Source organism: Catenuloplanes japonicus (assembly GCF_000717135.1).
Lineage (GTDB): Bacteria > Actinomycetota > Actinomycetes > Mycobacteriales > Micromonosporaceae > Catenuloplanes > Catenuloplanes japonicus.
The window spans coordinates 41,705-61,034 of the sequence record NZ_JNXY01000023.1 but is presented as its reverse complement, the minus strand read 5'-3'; the positions used below and the strand labels follow the sequence as shown (position 1 = coordinate 61,034).

Genomic DNA, 19,330 nt, shown 5'->3' with positions numbered 1-19,330 from the left:
CGGATCCGCCGGACTCCGGTTTGCCAGAATGGCGACATGAGGGTGGATTCGCAGAACACCGTCGATGCGATCTGACATGGACTCCCTTCGCTTCAACCTGCTCGGCGTCGTGCGCGGACGCCGGGGCGCCGTCGACCTCGACATGGGCAGTCCGCAGCAGCAGGCGCTGCTCGCCGTGCTCCTCCTGCGGCCGGGCCGGCCGGCGAGCGCGGCCGTGCTGATGGAGGCGCTGTGGGGCGACGACCCGCCGGTCACGGCCACGAAAAACCTTCGCACGTACGCGTGGCGCTGGCGCAAGGTGCTGGAGAACGACGCCGCCGAGCCCCGGATTCTGACCACGGTCGGTGACGGCTACCGCCTGGAGGTGCCCGAGGACGCGGTCGACGTGCGGCACGCCGAGGCGCTGGCCCGCCACGCCCGCCGGACCGGCGACGCGAGGAGCGCCCGCGCGATGCTGGCCGAGGCGCTCGCGCTCTTCCACGGCGAGCCACTGGCCGGCGTGCCCGGCCCGTTCGCTGAACGGCAGCGGCGCCGGCTGAACGAGCTGCACCTGGACCTGCTGGAGGCGCGTCTGGCACTGGACGTCGACCTCGGCCGCGCCGCCTGGTGCGTGCCCGAGCTGCGCACGCTCAGTGACGAGCACCCGCTGCGGGAAAGCCTGTCCGTGCTGCTCATCCGGGCGCTGCACGCCAGTGGCCGGCCGGGGGAGGCCGCCGCGGTGTTCCCGGCCGCGCGCCGCCGGATCGTGGACCGGCTGGGGCTGGAACCCGGCGCCGAACTCGCCGACGCCCACCGGCGGCTCCTGGTCAGCGACGCGCCCGTCCCGGTGCCGCGCAACGAGGAACCGGTGCTGCGACCCGCTCAGGTCCCGGCCACCACCGCGGACTTCATCGGTCGCGAGACCGTCGCCCGGCTCATCACCGACGCGCTGAGCCTGCCCGGCCGCGGCTCGTTGCCGATCGTTGCCGTGGCCGGGATGGGCGGTCTCGGCAAGACCACGCTGGTACGGCACGTCGCCCACCGGCTCGGCACGCGCTACCCGGACGGTCAGCTGTACGCGGAACTGAGGGGCAGCAACGGCCTGCCGGCCTCGCCGCAGGACGTCCTGGACGGCTTCCTCGCGGCGCTCGGCGTGGAGATCGTCCCGGACTGCCTGGACAGCAGGTCGGCGCTGTTCCGCTCCGCGACGCACGACCGCCGGCTGCTCGTGGTGCTGGACGACGCGCACAGCCTCGCGCAGCTCACCCCGCTGCTGCCGGGCGCCGCGACCTGCGGTGTCCTGGTCACCTCCCGCTCCCGGCTGGCCGGTTTGAACGGCGCCGTGCACGCCGATCTCGACGCGTTCGACGAGGCCGAGGCGATGGAGCTGCTGAGCCGGGTGATCGGCCACGACCGGGTGGCAGCCGAGCGCGAAGCGGCACGGGAGCTCGTGGTGGCCTGCGGACTGCTGCCGCTGGCGGTCCGCATCGTGGCAGCAAGGCTGGCGGCCCGGCCGGGCTGGTCGATCGGCACGTTGCGTGACCGGTTCACCGGCGGGCGCTGGCTGGGCACGCTGCGGGCCGGTGATCTGGACGTGACCGCGACGTTCCTGGCCAGCTGGCGGCAGCTGAGCACGGAGCAGCAGCGGGCACTGGTCCGGCTGGCCTTCACCGACGTGCCGGACTTCGCGCTGCCGGTCGCGGCGCGGATGCTGGAACGGCCGGAGCCGGACAGTGAGGATCTGCTGGAGGGGCTGGTCGACCTGGCGTTGCTGGAGTCGGCTGCCGTGGGGCGCTACCGGCTGCATCCGCTGGTGCGGTCGTTCGCGCTCGCCCAGGACATCGGGGAGATCGCCGCCTTCCGGGGGAGACCGCCTGCCGGAAAGCCCTGACGTCTCCTGGCCCACGACATCCTGACCGGGCCCGGCCTGCCGGAGACCGCACGTCAACTCGCCCTGTGGCCCGGCTGGACGCCGGAAATGGCTGGAGGCGGCCGCCGGCTCGTTGCTAGGGTCGGCCCATGGTCACCCGCTGAGACATTTCGTCCCGAAGCGTGCGGTTCGCCCCGCCCGCTTCCGGTGTCATGCCCTCGTCTCAGTAGATCGGTGTCCGACATGTCAACTATTTCATCTTTACCTGGCGTCGCGCCGTTACTCCCCGCGCTACCGCGGAGATCCGGGAACCGGTGCGGAACACCGCGTCTGGCGCTCCGGCGGCCGGACCGTCTCGAGGTCCGCTACACCCGCCGGCCACCGGCCCGGCCGATCCTCCCGCAGCCCGACACGGTCCCGCCGTGGCACACCCGGGGCCGGCGCCGACGCGGCCGGGACACCCGTCCCGGCCCGCGCCCGTCCGTCGCCCGTTCGAGATGGCCGATCCGCGCGCTGGGCGCCCGCCGCCGCGGCTACTGATCGGGGATCACGCAACGATCGATGTGGTGACGACGGCGAGCACGGCCGCGACGGTCAGCGCGGCGAACCACCGCCGCCGCTGCCCCTGACGGACGTGGCTGCCGCGGCGGCCGTGCAGGTCGGACATCCGGACCAGGCGTTCGAGTTCGTCTGTTGACGTCATGAGCGTCAACCTATGACCGGACCACGGCCGTCCGCGTGAGCCGCCGTACTCAGTCACGCTACGTGTCACGGCCTGGAGGTGCGCTGACCGGCACAGGCCGGTCAGCGCACCGGCTGGACGATCTCGGTCTCCCACAGTGCCGGGTCCGGCTGTTCGCCGGGGTCGGTCAGGTAGGTCTCCCAGGGGGCTCCTGCCGCGGACAGATCCTGGTCGCGCATCCACTTCTCGATCTGCTGGTACGACTCGGGCAGGCTGTCGTACGGGCCGCGGTGGATGGTCACGGCGGCGCGGCCGGCGGGGATGACGATCGCCTCGATGCCGTCGGTGAGCGCGGTGGACGGGGGTTCGACGACGGTGATGCCGCCCTCGATGACGAGCGAGCCCATCCCCACCTCGGGGTAGCGGGCGAACGGCGGGCCGGCGACGGCCAGGCCGTGGCGCTGGGCGTAGTCGAACACGGCGGGCAGGCTCTCGGAGAGCGCGGTCGCGATCTCGTCGCGGGTGACCCGGCGGCGGATCACGAGCGCGTGGGTGGTGGCGAGGTCACGGATCGAGATGTCCAGGGGCACGGCGGGTTTCCTATCACTGAGACTGATGCGGTAGAGGCTGATGCAGGGGGCGGCCGCGCCGAGCGTCGAGGCGTGCGCGGTGGCGATGTGCCGGCCGGGCACGGTGAGCCCGCGGGTGCGGTAGCTTCGCGGGCTGCGGCCGAACCGGCGGGTGAACGTCCGTGTGAAGACCTCGTGGCTGCCGAATCCGTGGTCGAACGCGATCGCCGACACCTGGCGTTCGCCGCTCAGCAGGTCGCCGGCGGCGCGCGCGAGTCGTACCCGCGTGGTGTAGGTCTTCGGGGTTTGACCGGTCAGGCGTCGGAGCTTGCGGTGCAGGTCGAACCGCGACCGGTGCGCCCACCGCGCCAGGGAGGCCAGCGAGACGTCCTCGCCGGGCCGCGAGTTGGCGACGGCGAGGAGTTCGAGTAGCTCACGGGTTTGCAACGGCACGATCGGACGGTACCAATCAGGCGCCGCCGCCGCTTGACGGTTCTTGCGCGATGACGCTGTCCGGTGAAAGCGTCATGCCCGATCGGCAGGCGGGTTCCGCGTCTTGCCCGCCGTGCGCGGTCTCGGGACGCCGTCGACCGCGGTGCAGAGTCCGTACAGGCGCGCGTGGGTGGTCCAGCCGTGGACTGCCCCCTTCCCGGCGAGCGGGAAGGGGGCATACGGGATCAGACCGGTTCGATCCAGAGGGTGCGGTAGCGGACGTTGGCGCCGGGGTCGCCGTGGTCCTGGAAGCGGATGGGGAGAGGGGCGGCGGATTCGGCGGCGCCGTTGCCGGTGGGGCCGTCGATGGCGATGTTGTTGTGGACCGTCACGCCGTTCCAGACGACCGTGACGCGGGCGTTCTCCGTCTTCGTGGTCCCGTTCCAGCGGGCCGCGCGGAACGTGATGTCGTAGGTCTGCCAGGTCTCCGGCGCGGTCGATGCGTTGGAGGTGGGGATGGCCTTCTGGTAGATCGCGCCGCAGTCGTCGTTCGCCGGGGAAGCCTTGCCGAACGAGTCGAGCACCTGCAGCTCGTACCGGTCCTGCAGGTAGATGCCGCTGTTCGCCCGTGCCTGGCCGGTCACGTCGGCGGGCAGGTTGGGCAGCCAGAACTCGGCGTGGAGCTTGAAGTCGCCGAAGTTCTGCTTGGTGCGGATGTCGCCGCCGAGTACCTCGGCGGAGCCGCCGGAGACCGGCCAGGTGACCGCGCTGCCGTCACCGTTGCGGAACGCGCCCAGGTGTGAGCCGTCGAAGAGCGTGACCCGGCTCGGGCCGTTGAGCGTCCAGCGTTGCTGCGCCACGTCGGCCCAGGTCCACAGCTGCACGGCGCTGCCGTCCGCGCTGGCGCCGCCGGCCACGTCGAGCACCTTGCCGGACTGCGGGTTGAGCAGTGAGCCGTTCGCCTGGGCCCGCCAGATCTGGGCGCCGCTGTTGTTGCAGGTGTAGAGCTGCACGCGTGTGCCGTCCGCGGTGCCGGAGTTGGAGATGTCCAGGCACTTGCCGAGCGCGCGCAGCGTGTCACCGTCGCGGGTCCAGCTCTGCGCGGTCGAGTTGTTGCACGTGTAGATCTGCACCTTGGTGCCGTCCGCGATGCCGGCATTGTCGACGTCGAGGCACTTGCCGCCGATGCCGGTGACGGTGCCGGTGCCGGAGGCGGCGACCTGACCGGACCCGACCGTCAGGCTGTCAAAGTTGAGATGGCCGGTGTCGCCGGTGTCGACGCGGTAGGAGACCGCGTTGGCGCCCGCACGAAGCGTCACCGAGTCGGCGAGGGCGGCCCAGGTGTCCCAGTTCGCCGTGCTCGCCAGGCTGACCTGTTTGATCCGCACCCCGTTCACGTACAAGCTGATGGTCTTGGTCATTTGTGAGGGGTTGGGCCCGTTGCTGTAGCGCAGCGAGATCGGATAGGCGCCCGCCGACGGCACGTTGACCGTGAACGTGGTCGCCGCCCCGGCCGCGCTGTGCCCCGCCGAGAACCCGCCGCCGGTGTATCCGGTGTGGTCGGTCGCGAACGACGTGCTGCCGGACAGCCCCGACCACTCCGCCTCGACCAGCGTGGACTTGAGCGTCGTCCCGTCCGCAAGGCTGTTCAGCGTGTACCACGCCTCCGTGCTCCACAGTGACGCGCCGGACGACGACGTGAACGGCCGCGGCGACCGCACGTGCACGACCCGGCCGGGCTTGAGACCGTTCAGCTTGAGCGTCACCTTGAGCCGATCCGTGGACAGCGTCGCGGACGCGACCGTCAGCGACTCCTCGTCGATCTTCGGGCCGCCGTAGTCCGGCGTCGGGACGTAACGCCACTGCTCCGCGCGGTACCGGGCGGCCAGCGACGCAGCGGTGGCGTCCGAGACCGGCTGGGTGTACTCCAGCTCGAAGCCGCCCGCGATCGCGCGCATCGCCTTGATGTCGAAGACGCTGGTCCCGTTCGGCACGAGTTTCTGCAGGCCGTAGGTGAGTTTGCCCTCCTGGCCCCAGTTGCCGCCGGCGCCGAGGCCGCCGACGTAGAGCGCGCCGTCCGGCCCGATGCTGGTGCGCAGCACGCCCATCTCCAGGCCCTGCGTCAGGCGGAAGACCGCGCCCTGGTACTGGCCGCCGACCTTCTCCAGGTAGCCGCGCTGCAGGCCGCCGTAGGTGACGTCGCCGAAGAGCATCTGCCCCGCGTACGGCCCGTCGGTTAGCATCACCGGCGTGCTCGGCGAGTTCGCGATCTCGTTCTGCGGCAGCCACAGCACCGGCTGGGTGACCGGCTGCTGATCGAACGGCCCGTCCGGGTTGGTGTAGTGGCCGAAGAACCGATCCTGCTTGATCTGCACCAGCTTGGACGACGGCAGCCAGCCACCCTGGTTGTCCAGCACGAAGATGTCGCCCTCAGGCCCGAAATTCAAGCCATTGGGGGTACGGAGTCCGCCTGCCACGTACTGCACCGCGCCCGTCGACCGGTTGATCTTCAGCGTGGTGCCCCGGTTCGGCGAGCCCTGCGGGTCCGTGGTCGCGCCGCCCAGGTTGATCGACACGGAGAGGTTCAGGTAGAAGAACCCGTCCTGGTAGAGCAGCCCGAACGCGAACTCGTGGAAGTTCCCGTCGAACGGCCAGGTGGCGACGCGGCGGTACTGGTCGATCTGCCCGTCGCCGTTGGTGTCGTTGAGCTCGGTCAGCTCGTGCTTCTGCGACACGTAGATCTTGCCGTCGACGATCTTCAGGCCCATCGGCTCGCGCAGCCCGGTCGCGATCCGCTGGTAGGTGACCTGCGGGTTCGCCCCGGTCACGCCGTTGAGGATGTAGACCTCGCCGACGCTGGTGTCACTGCCGCCCCAGGTCGCGATGGCCAGCCGGCCGTCCGGGAACCAGTCCATGGCGCTGACCTGCGGCTGGAAGCCGGAGGGCCGCAGGTTCTTCAGCGTGTAGCCCGGGTGCACGCTGGTCAGCGGCAGGCCGTCGCCGGGACTGTCACCGGCGGTCTCGCACTCCTTGCGGCCGGGCGCGGTAACCCTGACGACGCCGGAGTCCGTGCTGAGCGCGCTGTTCGGCACGACCGCGAACGCGCTCGCGCCCGGTGGCCGCCATTCGAGCGTGAGCTGCTGGCCGCCGCCGCGCTCGAAGAAGTCGATGTGCAGCGAGTGGTAGCCGGTGGCGAGCGTGACCGTGCCCTCGACCGGCGTCGGTCCGTGCGCGCCGTCGTTGTTGATCAGGGTGGTGTCGTCGATCGTCAGCCGGGAGCCGTCGTCGCTGGTGAGGCGGAACGCGTACGCCCCCGCGGTGGTGATGTTGATGTTGCCGAGCACCTCGGACTGGAAGTTGTCCTCCAGCCCGAAGTCCGCCGCCGTGGTCCAGTTGATGGTGGGCAGCAGCTTGTCGACGTTCGGCGTCTGCCCCGGTTTGAGCACGCAGAGCGTGTCGCGCGCGGTCTGCAGGTCGTAGGTGCGCAGCGTGACGCCGGGCTCCTGCGGGGGAGGTGCGGCACTGGCGGGGAGGGCGGGCAACAGGCCCGCGATAGTGGCGGCGGCGAGCAGCACGAGCGGTGTTTTTGTCATGCGACCGTCCAGACCTCGACGTAAATCGATGTCTGAGACCGTAGGCCGCTTTTGTTCGCGCGTCCATAACTTTGGTACTTCTATTCAAAAGTAGGTTTACTGTTCCACCGAAGCGGTCGCGGGCCGACGCAGCCGCCGCCGGAAGCGCAGCGGGGACTCGCCGATCTCGCGCTTGAACGCGGTACTGAACGCGCTCTCCGACAGATAGCCGAGATGGGCGGCCAGCGCGCTGATCGTGATCTCGGTGTCCCGGAGCGCGCGCTGGGCGTGCATCATCCGCCAGCGGCTCATATACGCGACCGGCGGCATCCCGGCCACCGCCCGGAACCGCTCGGCGAACGACGTCCGGGACATCGACGCGGCGCGGGCCAGCTCCTCGAGGCTGGGGCGGGCGGCCGGCTCCGCGTGCATGATGGCCAGCGTGGGACGCAGCTGCTCGTCGGTGGAGACGCGCAGCCAGCCGGGCGGCAGGTCGGCCTGGTGCATGTAGGCGCGCAGCAGCTCGAGGACGAACAACTGGCCGTACTGCCGGATCGCGAACGCGGACCCGGCGCGCTCCAGCAGCAGCTCCTCGAAGAGCGGCTCCAGGACCCGGCGCAGGCCGGGCGCGGCCGGCGAGTCCGCGCGGATGTGGCCGATCGGCGGCAGCGCGGGCGTGAGCAGCGCGTCACCGGCCGGGTTCAGGTCCACGTGGCCGCCGACCAGGATGTCGTCCGCCTCGTGGGCGGCGCCGAGCATGGTCAGCACGTCGGCGTCGGCCTCCCGGAGCATCCGGCGGGGAGCGTCGTCGCCGGTCACGCTCTCCAGCTGGATCCAGGACCGGTTGTTGATCACGGCCACGTCGCCGGCCTCGACCACGATCGGCTCGGGGATGCCGTCGGCGGAGATCCTGGCCCGGCCGCGCATCGCGGCGATGAACTTCAGCGGCGACTCCACCTCGGTCCGGGGCGCGGTCCAGGCGCCGCTCACCGCGGCGCCACCGGATATCACGCCGTTCACCTCGACCAGGTCGAGCACGTCGGAGAGATGATCGTCCGTACGCGCGCGAAGAAAATGCGGATTCACAGACATTCACGGTACGCCGCCGAATTCCCTAGGCTGAACGACATGGACATAACGGTCAACGGAACGGCGGTCGCGCCGCCGGACGACGCGCGCGTCTCCCTGCTCGACATGCTGCGCGATCACCTGCACCTGACCGGCACCAAGGTCGGCTGCAACCAGGGCGCCTGCGGCGCGTGCACGGTGCTGATCGACGGCCGGCGGGTGCTGTCCTGCCTGACGCTCGCCGCGCAGGCGGCCGGCCGCGAGGTCACCACGATCGAGGGACTGGACCCGCACCCGCTGCAGGCCGCATTCGTGGAGCGCGACGGGCTGCAGTGCGGCTACTGCACGCCGGGCCAGATCTGCGCGGCCGCCGCGATGATCGACGAGGTGCGCGCGGGCGTGCCCAGCTACGTCACCGCGGACCTGAGCGCGGAGAGCGTGCCGTTCTCGCGCGACGAGGTGCGCGAGCGGATGAGCGGCAACCTGTGCCGGTGCGGCGCGCACAACGGCATCGTCGATGCGATCCTCGAGGTCGCGGACGGGAGCACGGTATGAACCCGGTGCAGTACCGGCGCGCGGAGTCCGTCGAGGACGCGTTCCCGGGCGCGCAGTGGCGCCTGCTCGGTGGCGGGACGAACCTGGTCGACCTGATGCGCAAGGGCGTCGAGCACCCGGCCGGGCTGCTGGACGTGACCGGGCTGTCCGAGGAGATCGCGGCGTCGGACGACGGCGGCCTGGTGATCGGCGCGGCCGCCCGCAACAGCGCGGTCGCGGCTCACCCGCTGGTCCGCCGCCGCTATCCGATGCTGGCCCGCGCGATCCTGGCCGGCGCGTCCGCGCAGATCCGCAACATGGCCACGGTCGGCGGGAACCTGATGCAGCGCACCCGGTGCGCCTACTTCGCGGACGCGGCCGGCTCGCGCTGCAACAAGCGGGCGCCGGGCAGCGGCTGCGACGCGATCGGCGGCTTCACCCGCTACCACGCGATCTTCGGCGCGTCGCCGGAGTGCGTGGCCACGCACCCGTCGGACATGGCCGTGGCGCTGGCCGCGCTGGATGCCCGGGTGAACGTGGCCGGTCCGGGCGGCACGCGGACGATCCCGCTCGCGGAGTTCTACCGGCTGCCCGGCGACCGGCCCGACCTGGAGACCACGCTCGGCGCGGACGAGATCATCGTGTCGGTCGCGATGCCGGCGTCACCGTTCGCGGGCGCGTCCGCCTACCGGAAGGTCCGTGACCGGGCCAGCTACGCGTTCGCGCTGGTCTCGGTGGCCGCGGGCGTGACACTGCGGGACGGCGTGGTGGATGACGTCCGGATCGCGCTCGGCGGTGTCGCGGCCCGGCCGTGGCGCGCACTGCGAGCCGAGGAGACGCTGCGCGGCACCCGTCCCACGGACGAGGCGATCGACGCGGCGATCACGGCCGAGCTTGCCTCCGCCGAGCCGCTGCCGGGCAACGAATTCAAGATCGAGTTGGTACGCCGCACGACCGTCGCGGTCCTGTCCGAGCTGAGGGGAACGCCGGCATGAGTGAGCTTGCGAGTGAATCATGGGCTCAGTGCTGTAGCTCATGCCGGCGGGGGAGCGAAGCGGGGGAGACGGGCATGAGTGAGCTTGCGAGCGAATCATCGGCTCAGTGCTGTAGCTCATGCCGGCGGGGGAGCGAAGCGGAGGAGACGGCATGAGCAGGGTGCAGAATGCGGCGATCTCCTCGGTGCGGACCGTGCTGGGCTGGGTGCCGGACCGGTGGTTGCCCAGCGGCAGCCCGGACCCGCTGATCGCGCGCCAGCAGGAGATCGGCCGCCCCACGTCCCGGGTGGACGGCCCGCTCAAGGCCTCCGGCCGGGCGCCGTTCGTGACCGAGACCGTGCTGGCCGGTCAGACCTACGCCACACTGATCCACAGCACGATCACCCGGGGCCGGATCCTCCGGCTGGACTCCACCGCGGCCGAGGCCGCACCGGGCGTGCTGCTGGTCATGACGTACCGGAACATGCCGAGGCTCGGCATCGTACCGATGGCGAGCCTGACCAACCTGGGCGCGGCCGGCAACAGCGCGCTGCCGATCATGCAGGACCCCGAGGTCCGGTACAACGGGCAGGTCGTCGCGGCCGTCGTCGCGGAGACGCAGGAGCAGGCCGACCACGCCGCGACGCTGGTCGAGATCGACTACGCGCAGGAGCCGGCCGCCACCCGGTTCGAGGACGCGAAGGCCGGCGCGCGCACGCTGACCAGCATCCTGATCGAGCGCAACCATGTCTCGGTCGGCGACGCCGAGCGCGAGCTGCGGTCCGCCGTGCACGCGGTGGACAACGTCTACCGCACGCCCCGGCACAACCACAACGCGATCGAGCTGCACGGCGTGGTCGCGGCCTGGGACGGCGACGCGCTGCTGGTGCACGACAGCACGCAGGCGATCGTGCCCACCGCGAACGCGCTGGCCTCGCTCTTCGGCGTGGCGAAGGAGAAGGTGCGGGTGATCTCGCCGTACGTCGGCGGCGGGTTCGGCGGCAAGATGATGTGGGACCACCAGGTCGTCACGGTCGCGGCCGCACGGCTGGCCGGCCGTCCGGTGCGGCTGCGGCTCACCCGGGAGGGCGTCTACCGGATCATCGGCGGACGCAGCCCGGCCGAGCAACGCGTGGCGATCGGCGCGGATGCGGACGGCCGGTTCGCCGCGATGATCCACACCGGGTACTCCGTGATGCCGCCGTACGGGCGCTTCCCGGAGCAGTACACGCTGGGCACCCGCGCGGCGTACCGGTCGAAGAGCTTCGAGATCATCCAGCGGCACGTGGACCTGGACATCGTGCCGAACACGTTCATGCGCACGCCCGGCGAGACGATCGGCGCGTTCGCGGTGGAGAGCGCGGTCGACGAGCTCGCGCACGTGATGGACCTCGACCCGGTCGAGCTGCGGCTGCGCAACCTGCCGGACCGGCACCCGCTCAGCGGCCAGCCGTTCTCGCAGCACGCGGTGCACCAGGCCTGGACCGACGGCGCGGAACGGTTCGGCTGGTCGCGGCGGCAGGCGAAGCCGGGCACGGTGCGCGACGGCGAATGGCTGACCGGCCTCGGCTGCGGCGCCGGCAGTTTCCCCTACGCCCGGATGCCCGGCGCGAACGTCCGGCTCACGCTGCGCCGCGACGGCTCGGCCGAGGTCTCCACGGCCGCGCACGAGATGGGCATGGGCACCGCCACCGTGCAGGCGCAGCACGCGGCGGACCGGCTCGGCCTGCCGCTGGAGCAGATCACGGTCACGCTCGGCGACTCCGCGCTGGTCGCGGCGCCGATCGCGGGCGGTTCCTCGCAGACCGTGTCGCTCGTGGCCGGGCTGTCGGCCGCGGCCGACGACCTCCGCGACGAACTGCTGCGCCTGGCCGGCCCGGACAGTCCGATCGCCGGGCTGAAGGCCGCCGAGGTCCGCCTCGCCGACGGGGGACTGGTCAGCGTCGCGGACCCGGCCCGGCACGACGGCTACCGGGAGATCCTGGCCCGAGCCGGCCGCGACGAGGTGACCGTGACCGCGGCCGGGAGCCCGCCGCTGGAGATGCTGAAGTACTCGATGCACAGCTCCTCCGCGATCTTCTGCGAGCTGCGGGTCAGCGCCGTCACCGGCGAGGTGCGGGTGGACCGGCTGCTGGGCTCGTTCGACTGCGGCACCATCCTCAACCCGAAGACCGCGGCCGGCCAGCTCCGCGGCGGCATGATCATGGGGCTGGGGTCGGCGCTGACCGAGGAGACGCTGTTCGACGAGCGCACCGGCCGGATCATGAACCCGTCGCTGGCCGACTACCACATTCCCGCGCACCTGGACGTGCCGCCGATCGAGGTGATGTGGACCGGCATCCCGGACCCGCGCACCCCGATGGGCGCGCGCGGCATCGGCGAGCTCGGTACGCCCGGCGTGGCCGCCGCGATCGCGAACGCGGTCTTCAACGCCACCGGCAAACGCGTCCGGGAGCTGCCGATCACGCTGGACAAGCTGCTGTGAAAGACATCGCCGCGGGCCTCGCGGCCTGGCGGGCGGCCGGGGTCCGGTTCGCGATCGCGACCGTGGTGCGGACCTGGAAGTCCGCGCCCCGGCCGCCCGGCGCGTCGATGGCCGTCTCCGAGACCGGCGAGGTGCTCGGCAGCGTCTCCGGCGGATGCGTGGAGGCCGCGGTCTACGAGCTGGCCAGGTCCGTGCTGGACACCGGCGTACCGGTGACGGAGACCTACGGCGTGGCCGACGGCGACGCGTTCGCGGTCGGGCTGACCTGCGGCGGGATCATCGAGGTGCTGGTCCAGCCGGACACGGACCTTCACGATCAGACCATTGCGGCGGTACGCCAGGGGCGCGCGACCGCGATCGCGTCGATGCTGGAACCCGGCGACGGGTTCGGCAGGCGCCTCGTCGTACCCGCTGATGCTGATCTTGAAGGTTTTGATCGTGTGGTGGCGGACCAGGCCGCAGGACTGCTGGCGGCCGGGTCCACCGGCGTGGTCGCGTTGGGCGCGGAGGGCCGGCGCGTGTTCGTGCAGTCGTTCGCGCCACCACCCCGCATGATCATTTTCGGGGCGATCGACTTCGCGGCCGCGGTCGCGAGGATCGGCCGGTTCCTCGGCCACCAGGTCACCGTCTGCGACGCCCGCCCGGTCTTCGCGACCCGGGCGCGGTTCCCGGACGCGGACGAGGTGGTGGTGCGCTGGCCGCACGAATATCTGGAGTCCACCGAGGTCGACGAGCGGACCGTGATCTGCGTGCTCACCCACGATCCGAAGTTCGACGTGCCGCTGCTGGTGGGCGCGCTGCGGTCACCGGCACGGTATGTCGGCGCGATGGGCAGCCGGGTCACCCACGACGACCGGCTGCGCCGGCTGCGCGAGGCCGGCCTGCCGGAGGAGGCGCTGGCCCGGCTCTCCTCCCCGATCGGCCTGGACCTCGGCGCCCGCACCCCGGAGGAGACCGCGGTGTCCATCGCCGCCGAGATCATCGCCGCCGAGTGGGGCGGCTCCGGCCGCCGGCTGACCGACCTGGACGTGCCGATCCACCGCTGACGGTCAGGGAGCCAGCAGGGCGGAGACGCGCGGATGGTCGGACAGATTCAGCGGCGCCGGGCACCGGCCGAACACTCCGTCGTACATGATGGGCGCGAACGCGCCGGTCATGAGGATCAGTTCGATGCGATCGCCGCAATGGTCGGTGTCCAGCCCGGTGCCGGGGTCGCGGGCGACCACGCGCCAGGCCGTGCCGTAGGCGTCACGCAGCGGGCCCTTCGGCACCGCCAGGTCGTCATTGCCGTTGAAGTCGCCGATCACGATGACCGGGCCGGCGAACGGCTCGACCAGGGTCCTGCGGATCTGCGCCGCCTGGGCCGCTCGCCAGGCGGTGCGGTCGAGGCCCTGCTCCGCGAAGTCTGCGGAGAGGTGGGTGTTCACGATCCGTACGCCGCGCCCGGCCACCCGCACCGTCGCGGCATGGAGGTGCACCTCTCCGCCACAGTTGATGCCCAGCACACAGCCGGGTTTGTCCCCGACGAGCTGCACGATGTCGGTGAGTTCCCACCGGGAGAGGAACCCGAGGCCCGGATAGGCGGCGTGGTACGGGAAGCCCGCCTTCTCCGCGAGCTGCCGGACCTGGTCGTCGCCGGCCTCCTGCACAGCGACGATGTCGAAGTCCACCAGGGCGGCACCGAGCTGGTCCAGCCGTTCGGCGAAGGTGCCGAGCCCGCCGGTGGCGGCCGTCGCCTCGGCACCGATGATGTTGAGATTGGCGACGTGGAGCGTCCCGCTCCGGAACCGCAGCACCGGCGAGGTGACCGGCGCCGACGCGTCCTCGAAGACGGCGGTGGCCACCAGTTCGCCGGCGAGCGTCCCGGTGGAGGCTTGCCCGCCGCAGATCCGCCGCTGTTCACCGGCGCCGAGGTTGAGCTGCCGGACCGCGTTGACGGACGGCGCGGTCGCCGCCGGATCCGGGCCGACGTCGACGACCTGCTCGACGATTCGTACCGGATCGGCCTGGGCGTGGCCGCAGCCCACGGAGAACCTGCCGGTCAGACGCAGGGAACGCACACCGCCGGTGCTGCTCGCCGCCGCGACCACCACCGGTTCGCCACCGGGTGGGAAGACCGACCAGCTGCCGACCGGGTTCACCGTGGCACCGAGAACCTCCAGCGTCACGTCGTGGCTGGACGGCCGGATCGGCCCGGAACACGCGGAGGACACCGCGGCGACCAGAACAGCCACCGCGAATGCTGTCGCTCGGCGGGCTTTCACACTGTCAAGCCTAGAGACGTGGTGACTGAAAGTAGTTGTCGAATCATCGACAGTGGTATGTCGACCGCGGCAGGGCTGGCCGAAATCCTGAGCGAACTGAGCCTTGCCCAACGGACCAGCGCGGCGACCTTCTGAGAATCAGGCCGGTGACCGGCACTGAGGCGGCACCCGGATCGGGTGCCGCCTCAGTGATCAGACGGTGATCGAACCGGTGGCGTAGGTGAACCACTCGTCGTAGCGGCAGTCGTGGTACGTCACCTCGGCGAACACCCTCTCCTGGCCAGTCCCCCTGTTCAGGTACATGTTGGGCTGGAAGAAGTCGGCGAAGATCCCGGGGGGATTGTCTCCGGCTACGGGAGAGCCGGGCCGGAGCGCGACGTACCCACGGAAGTTCGACGAGCTGGCGCTGCTGTCGCGCCACATGGCGGCGAACATGGCCCCGCCGTCCGGGCAGCCGAGAATGGCGTCGGCGTCGGCCTTGGACATGTAGCGATCGAAGCCGACCTGGACGTTGTAGCTGACCTCATTCGTCGGGTCGAGCCACAGGCAGGCGTTGTAGACGTTGACCTTGTAGCCGCAGAACGGCCCGATCGCGGCCGAGGCCGGTGCGGCGGTCGCGGTGAGCAGGCCGGCGGACATCAGTAGCGCGGCGACGGCACCCACGATGCGGGTACGCCGGGTGGCCACGCCGCTCACCAGGGCCGCCACGATCGTGCTTCGTACTCCAGTGCTGAGCATGTCTTCCTCTCATCGCTTTCTCGGACCCGTGCTCCTGATGCCGGGCCGGTCTGCGGTCGAGAAGATCTGTCCGGGTGTCTGTCCGGCGATGTTTGCGGACGTTCTTCGGACAGTGCGTTGTCGCATGTCGACAGAGGACGGACGATGTCCGGACGGGTTCGTGCTGGTGAGCCTGGGGGAGAGCGCGGGAGGTGTCGATGGATGGCGTCGTGGCGGATCGGGTCGATCCGGTGAAGGACTTCGCGACCCGGCTGCGTCGGTTGCAGCTGGAAGCCGGCGGCCCTTCCGTGCGTGATCTCGAAAGGTTGACGAGCAAGCTCGGCACGCCGTTCACGCGTGGCACCATTCAGGACAAGCTGACCGGACGGTCCGCGGCGACGTGGGAGTTCGTCGAGGCGTTCGTGCGGGCGTGCGCGTTGCACGCCGGTGCCGGTGAGCCGGAGCTGCGGCCGTGGCGGGCGTGGCACACGACGATGGTGCGGGACGTGGCGGCCGCCCGCGCGGGGCGCCGGCGTGCGACCGCGCTGGAGGTCTGCCCGTACCGGGGGCTCGAGGTCTTCACCGCGGAGCATGCCGAGTGGTTCTTCGGCCGTGCGGTCGCGGTGCAGCGGGTCCTGGCCGGATTGGCGACTCACCGGCGGGGAGTCCTGCTGCTGGGGCCGTCCGGGGCGGGGAAGTCCTCGCTGGTGCGCGCCGGCGTACTGCCGGCGCTGGCGGCGGGTCAGTTGCCGGGCAGCGACCGGTGGATCCCCGTGGTGACTGGTGCGGGAGACGACCTGATGGGTGCGCTCGACCGGATCGAGCTCCCCCGGACAGGCAATGACGAGGCCGGCTCCAGGCAGCGTGTTCTGCTGGTCGTCGACCAGTTGGAGGTGTTGCTGACCCCGGGTTCCGCAGGCGGGCAGGACCAGGACCGGCACGAGGTCATCGACCGGCTCGCCAGCATCGTCGGCAGGCCGGAGCTGACCGTGCTGTTGATCATGCGGGACGACTTCTACCCCCGGCTGGCGGCGATGGCTCCCGAGCTGCTGGAGGCGATAGCCGCGGGATTGGTCAACGTGCCGGCGACGTTGAGCATCCAGGACCTGCGCGACATCATCATCAGGCCGGCCGAGGCGGTCGGCGTCGAGTGCCAGGACGACCTGGCCGAGCGGATCATCGCCGATGTCCTGGCCACGGATCCCGGGGCGGTCGTCTCCCGGCAGGCTCCGGTCACGGTGCTGCCGCTGCTGGAGCTGACCCTGGAGCAGGTGTGGCAGCGGCGTAGCGAGGGTCGGCTGACACACGAGGCGTTCCAACGTACCGGTGGCGTCGCGGGAAGCCTGACCGCCTGGTGCGATGCCGTGCTGGGCCAGCTGTCGCCCGCCCGGCAGCAGGTCGCGCAGCGGCTGCTCACGGCCTTGGTGCGCCCGGCCGATGACACCCACGGCGTGCCGGCCGTCCGGCAGCAGGTGCCGCTGAGCACGTTGCGTGAGCTGGCCGCGGTTGCCGGACCGGCGGCCGCCGGCGAGCCGGGCCGGATCGTCGACGAGGTGCTCGGCGTGCTGACCGACCACCGGCTGGTGACGACCCGGACCGTACAGCAGGCAGGGCCGTCCGATGGCCAGGCTGGTGTGCCGGTCGCCGAGCTCGTCCACGACGCCCTGATCCGCGACTGGGGCGCCCTGCGCGGCTGGGTCGATCAGGATCACCGTTTCCAGGACTGGCTGCGCCGGGCCGGGGAGCAGCACGTGCTCTGGGCCGTCCGTCGCGATCCGGGGGACCTGTTGCACGGGACCGAGTTGGCGGAAGGCGTGGATTGGGCGGCGCGGCGCCGGTTGCCGGAGGCCGCCGCCGCCCTGGTAGCCGCCAGCCGGCAATATCAACGCTCGGGTGTCCGCCGGGCCCGGCGCCTGGCCACGGTCCTGGCCTCCTTGCTCGTGGTGGCGATCGCCGCCACCGGGCTGGCCCTGGGACAGCGGCAGACCGCGGTCACCGCCCGGCAGGAAGCGGTGTCACGTCAACTCGCCGCACAATCCGTTGCACTGATGGATGTCGACTTCGATCTGGCTGCCCGGCTCAGCGTGCAGGCATACCGGACCAGCCCCACCCACGAGGCGCTGAGCAGCCTGTACGCCGCCATCGCCCGCCCGCTGCGGCGCACGCTCACCGACCACACCGAGATCGTGACGTCCGTGGCGTTCAGCCCTGACGGGCGCATGCTGGTCACCGCCGGACTCGACGGCACCCGGCTACGGGACATGGACACCGGGCAGACCCGCTCCATCCCGACCGGTGCCGTGATGGCCTCGGTGTTCAGCCCGGATAGCCGTACGCTCGCCGCCGCGGGCGTCGACGGCACGGTGCAGGTGTGGGACGTGGCCACCGGTCAGGTCCGCGGCACGTTGCCCGGCAGCAGCGGCCACGTGCTGTCTGTGGTGTTCAGCCCGGACGGTCACACCCTGGTCACCTCCGGCGTCGACGGTCAGGTCCGCCTGCGGGACGTGGCCACCGGGCAGACCCGAAGCACCCTGACCGGTCACACCGGCCCCGTGTCGTCGGTGGCGTTCAGCCCGGACGGGCGCACCCTGGCCACCGCAGGAGACACCACGGCGCGGCTGTGGGATGCAGTCACCGGGCAGACCCGAAGCGTCCTGACCGGTCACACCGACTCCGTCTTGTCGGTGGCGTTCAGCCCGGACGGGCGCACCCTGGCCACCGCCGGCGACGACGGCACGGTGCGATTGTGGGATGCGGCCACCGGGCAGACCCGGACCATCCTGTCCGGCAGCGCCCAGTGGCTGGCGTTCAGCCCCGACGGGCGCACCCTGGCCGGCGGCAGCAGCCAGGCCACCACGCGACTGTGGGACACGGGCACCGGGCAACCCCGGCTCACCCTGCCCGGCGGCATGTTCTCGGCGGCGTTCAGCCCGGACGGGCACACCCTGGCCACCGGGGGCAGCACCGGTACGGTGCGGCTGTGGGAGGTGGCCGGCGAGCAGCCGCGCACCACCCTGACCGGCCACGCCGACCGGGTGAACGGGGTGGCGTTCAGCCCTGACGGGCGCACCCTGGCCACCGCCGGCAACGACGGTACGGTGCGCCTGTGGGATGCGGCGACCGGGCAGACCCGTAGCACCCTGACCGGCAGCGCGCAGGGGGTGGCGTTCAGCCCGGACGGTCACACCCTGGCCACCGCCGGCAACGACGGCACGGTGCGCCTGTGGGATGCGGCCACCGGGCAGGCCCGAAGCACCTTGACCGGACACACCAAGGCCGTGCTGACGGTGGCGTTCAGCCCCGATGGGCGCACCCTGGCCACCGGCAGCATCGATGGCTCGGTGCGGTTGTGGGACGCGGCGACCGGGCAGACCCGTAGCACTCTGGACGGTCGCGCGGCCGCGCTTGCGTTCAGCCCGGACGGGCGCACCCTGGCCACCTCCAGGATCGAAGACACGCGAATCTGGGATCCGGCCACCGGGCGAACCCGGTTCACTCTGCCCGGCCACGCGACGTCGGTGGCGTTCAGCCCGGATGGACGTGCCTTGGCCGTCGGCGGCTGGGACGGCACCGTGGGACTGTGGGACGTGGCCACGGGACGAGCCCGAAGCATCCTGACCGGCCACACCGACGGCGTGACAGCGGTGGCGTTCAGCCCGGACGGGCGCACCCTGGCCACGGGCAGCAACGACCGCACCATCCGGTTGTGGGACACGGCCACCGGGCCGACCCGCACCACCCTGACCGGCCACACCGACAGCGTGAACGCGGTGGCGTTCAGCCCCGATGGGCGCACCCTCGCCACCGCCGGCAGCGACCGCACCGTCCGGCTGTGGGCCGTCACCCTGCCCACCCCGGCCGCCGCGATCGAGCTGATCTGCCAGGCGATCGACCGGAGCCCCACCAGCCGGGACCGGGCAATGTCCCCACCACTGAATCAGCCCGGGGCAGGCGGTTGCGCCTGAGAACCCACGAACGTCGGCCAGATGTCGGTGAGTCAGATCGGGGGGCGGTGCAGGCCCTGCGGGGGGACGAATGTGGTGGCGCCGTCGACGCCGCGGCCGTGCGGGGCTGCCGGGCATCGGCAGGATCGGTGCGGTCCGGTCGAGGGCCTGGATCTGGGTTTTCTCGTCGACGCACAACACCACGGCCCGGCCGCGGCTCGTCCAGCAGCCCTTCGAGCC

12 protein-coding genes are annotated in these 19,330 nt (G+C 71.6%); 6 read left to right on the top strand and 6 right to left on the bottom strand.

Annotated features, from left to right (window positions below):
* The first annotated feature begins 76 nt into the window (after positions 1 to 76).
* Complete coding sequence (locus OP04_RS28745; protein ID WP_051799275.1) at positions 77 to 1,870, top strand: AfsR/SARP family transcriptional regulator; 1,794 nt, start codon at positions 77 to 79, stop codon at positions 1,868 to 1,870.
* A gap of 526 nt (positions 1,871 to 2,396) precedes the next feature.
* On the opposite strand, the gene OP04_RS53680 is transcribed toward OP04_RS28745, so the two are convergent.
* From OP04_RS53680 to OP04_RS28730, 4 genes are all read right to left on the bottom strand, one after another.
* Positions 2,397 to 2,552 carry a hypothetical protein gene (locus tag OP04_RS53680; RefSeq protein WP_157240493.1) on the bottom strand — a complete coding sequence of 52 codons (156 nt, stop codon included), beginning with the start codon at positions 2,550 to 2,552 and terminating at the stop codon, positions 2,397 to 2,399.
* Between the two features lie 101 nt (positions 2,553 to 2,653).
* Complete coding sequence (locus OP04_RS50230; RefSeq protein ID WP_051799274.1) at positions 2,654 to 3,553, bottom strand: helix-turn-helix domain-containing protein; 900 nt, start codon at positions 3,551 to 3,553, stop codon at positions 2,654 to 2,656.
* A gap of 224 nt (positions 3,554 to 3,777) precedes the next feature.
* A complete protein-coding gene (locus OP04_RS28735) occupies positions 3,778 to 7,125 on the bottom strand; it encodes a family 16 glycoside hydrolase (protein WP_033342997.1) in 3,348 nt (1,115 codons plus the stop codon).
* Between the two features lie 96 nt (positions 7,126 to 7,221).
* Entirely contained in the window at positions 7,222 to 8,190 is a 969-nt protein-coding gene (locus OP04_RS28730; protein ID WP_033342996.1) for a helix-turn-helix transcriptional regulator, read from the bottom strand.
* Between the two features lie 42 nt (positions 8,191 to 8,232).
* Between OP04_RS28730 and OP04_RS28725 the strand changes: the two genes are divergently transcribed.
* From OP04_RS28725 to OP04_RS28710, 4 genes are all read left to right on the top strand, one after another.
* Positions 8,233 to 8,727 (top strand): (2Fe-2S)-binding protein, encoded by a 495-nt coding sequence (locus OP04_RS28725; protein ID WP_033342995.1) that lies wholly within the window; start codon positions 8,233 to 8,235, stop codon positions 8,725 to 8,727.
* Positions 8,724 to 9,701 (top strand): FAD binding domain-containing protein, encoded by a 978-nt coding sequence (locus tag OP04_RS28720; protein WP_033342994.1) that lies wholly within the window; start codon positions 8,724 to 8,726, stop codon positions 9,699 to 9,701. Before OP04_RS28725 ends, OP04_RS28720 begins: the two co-directional genes overlap by 4 nt.
* A 151-nt stretch (positions 9,702 to 9,852) precedes the next feature.
* The gene (locus OP04_RS28715; protein WP_033342993.1) at positions 9,853 to 12,165 is read left to right on the top strand and encodes a xanthine dehydrogenase family protein molybdopterin-binding subunit; all 2,313 of its coding nucleotides are present in this window, start codon (positions 9,853 to 9,855) and stop codon (positions 12,163 to 12,165) included.
* Positions 12,162 to 13,211, top strand: a complete 1,050-nt coding sequence (locus OP04_RS28710; protein ID WP_033342992.1) for an XdhC family protein — start codon at positions 12,162 to 12,164, stop codon at positions 13,209 to 13,211. Before OP04_RS28715 ends, OP04_RS28710 begins: the two co-directional genes overlap by 4 nt.
* Positions 13,212 to 13,214: 3 nt before the next feature.
* Here OP04_RS28710 and OP04_RS28705 read toward each other — a convergent pair whose 3' ends face one another.
* Both OP04_RS28705 and OP04_RS28700 read right to left on the bottom strand, forming a co-directional pair.
* On the bottom strand, positions 13,215 to 14,399 hold the full coding sequence (locus OP04_RS28705; RefSeq protein WP_033342991.1) for an endonuclease/exonuclease/phosphatase family protein: 1,185 nt from the start codon (positions 14,397 to 14,399) through the stop codon (positions 13,215 to 13,217).
* Between the two features lie 222 nt (positions 14,400 to 14,621).
* On the bottom strand, positions 14,622 to 15,167 hold the full coding sequence (locus OP04_RS28700) for a hypothetical protein (protein WP_157240490.1): 546 nt from the start codon (positions 15,165 to 15,167) through the stop codon (positions 14,622 to 14,624).
* Between the two features lie 209 nt (positions 15,168 to 15,376).
* On the opposite strand from OP04_RS28700, the gene OP04_RS28695 reads away from it, so the two are divergent.
* Complete coding sequence (locus OP04_RS28695; protein WP_051799272.1) at positions 15,377 to 19,111, top strand: nSTAND1 domain-containing NTPase; 3,735 nt, start codon at positions 15,377 to 15,379, stop codon at positions 19,109 to 19,111.
* Positions 19,112 to 19,330: the final 219 nt, after the last annotated feature.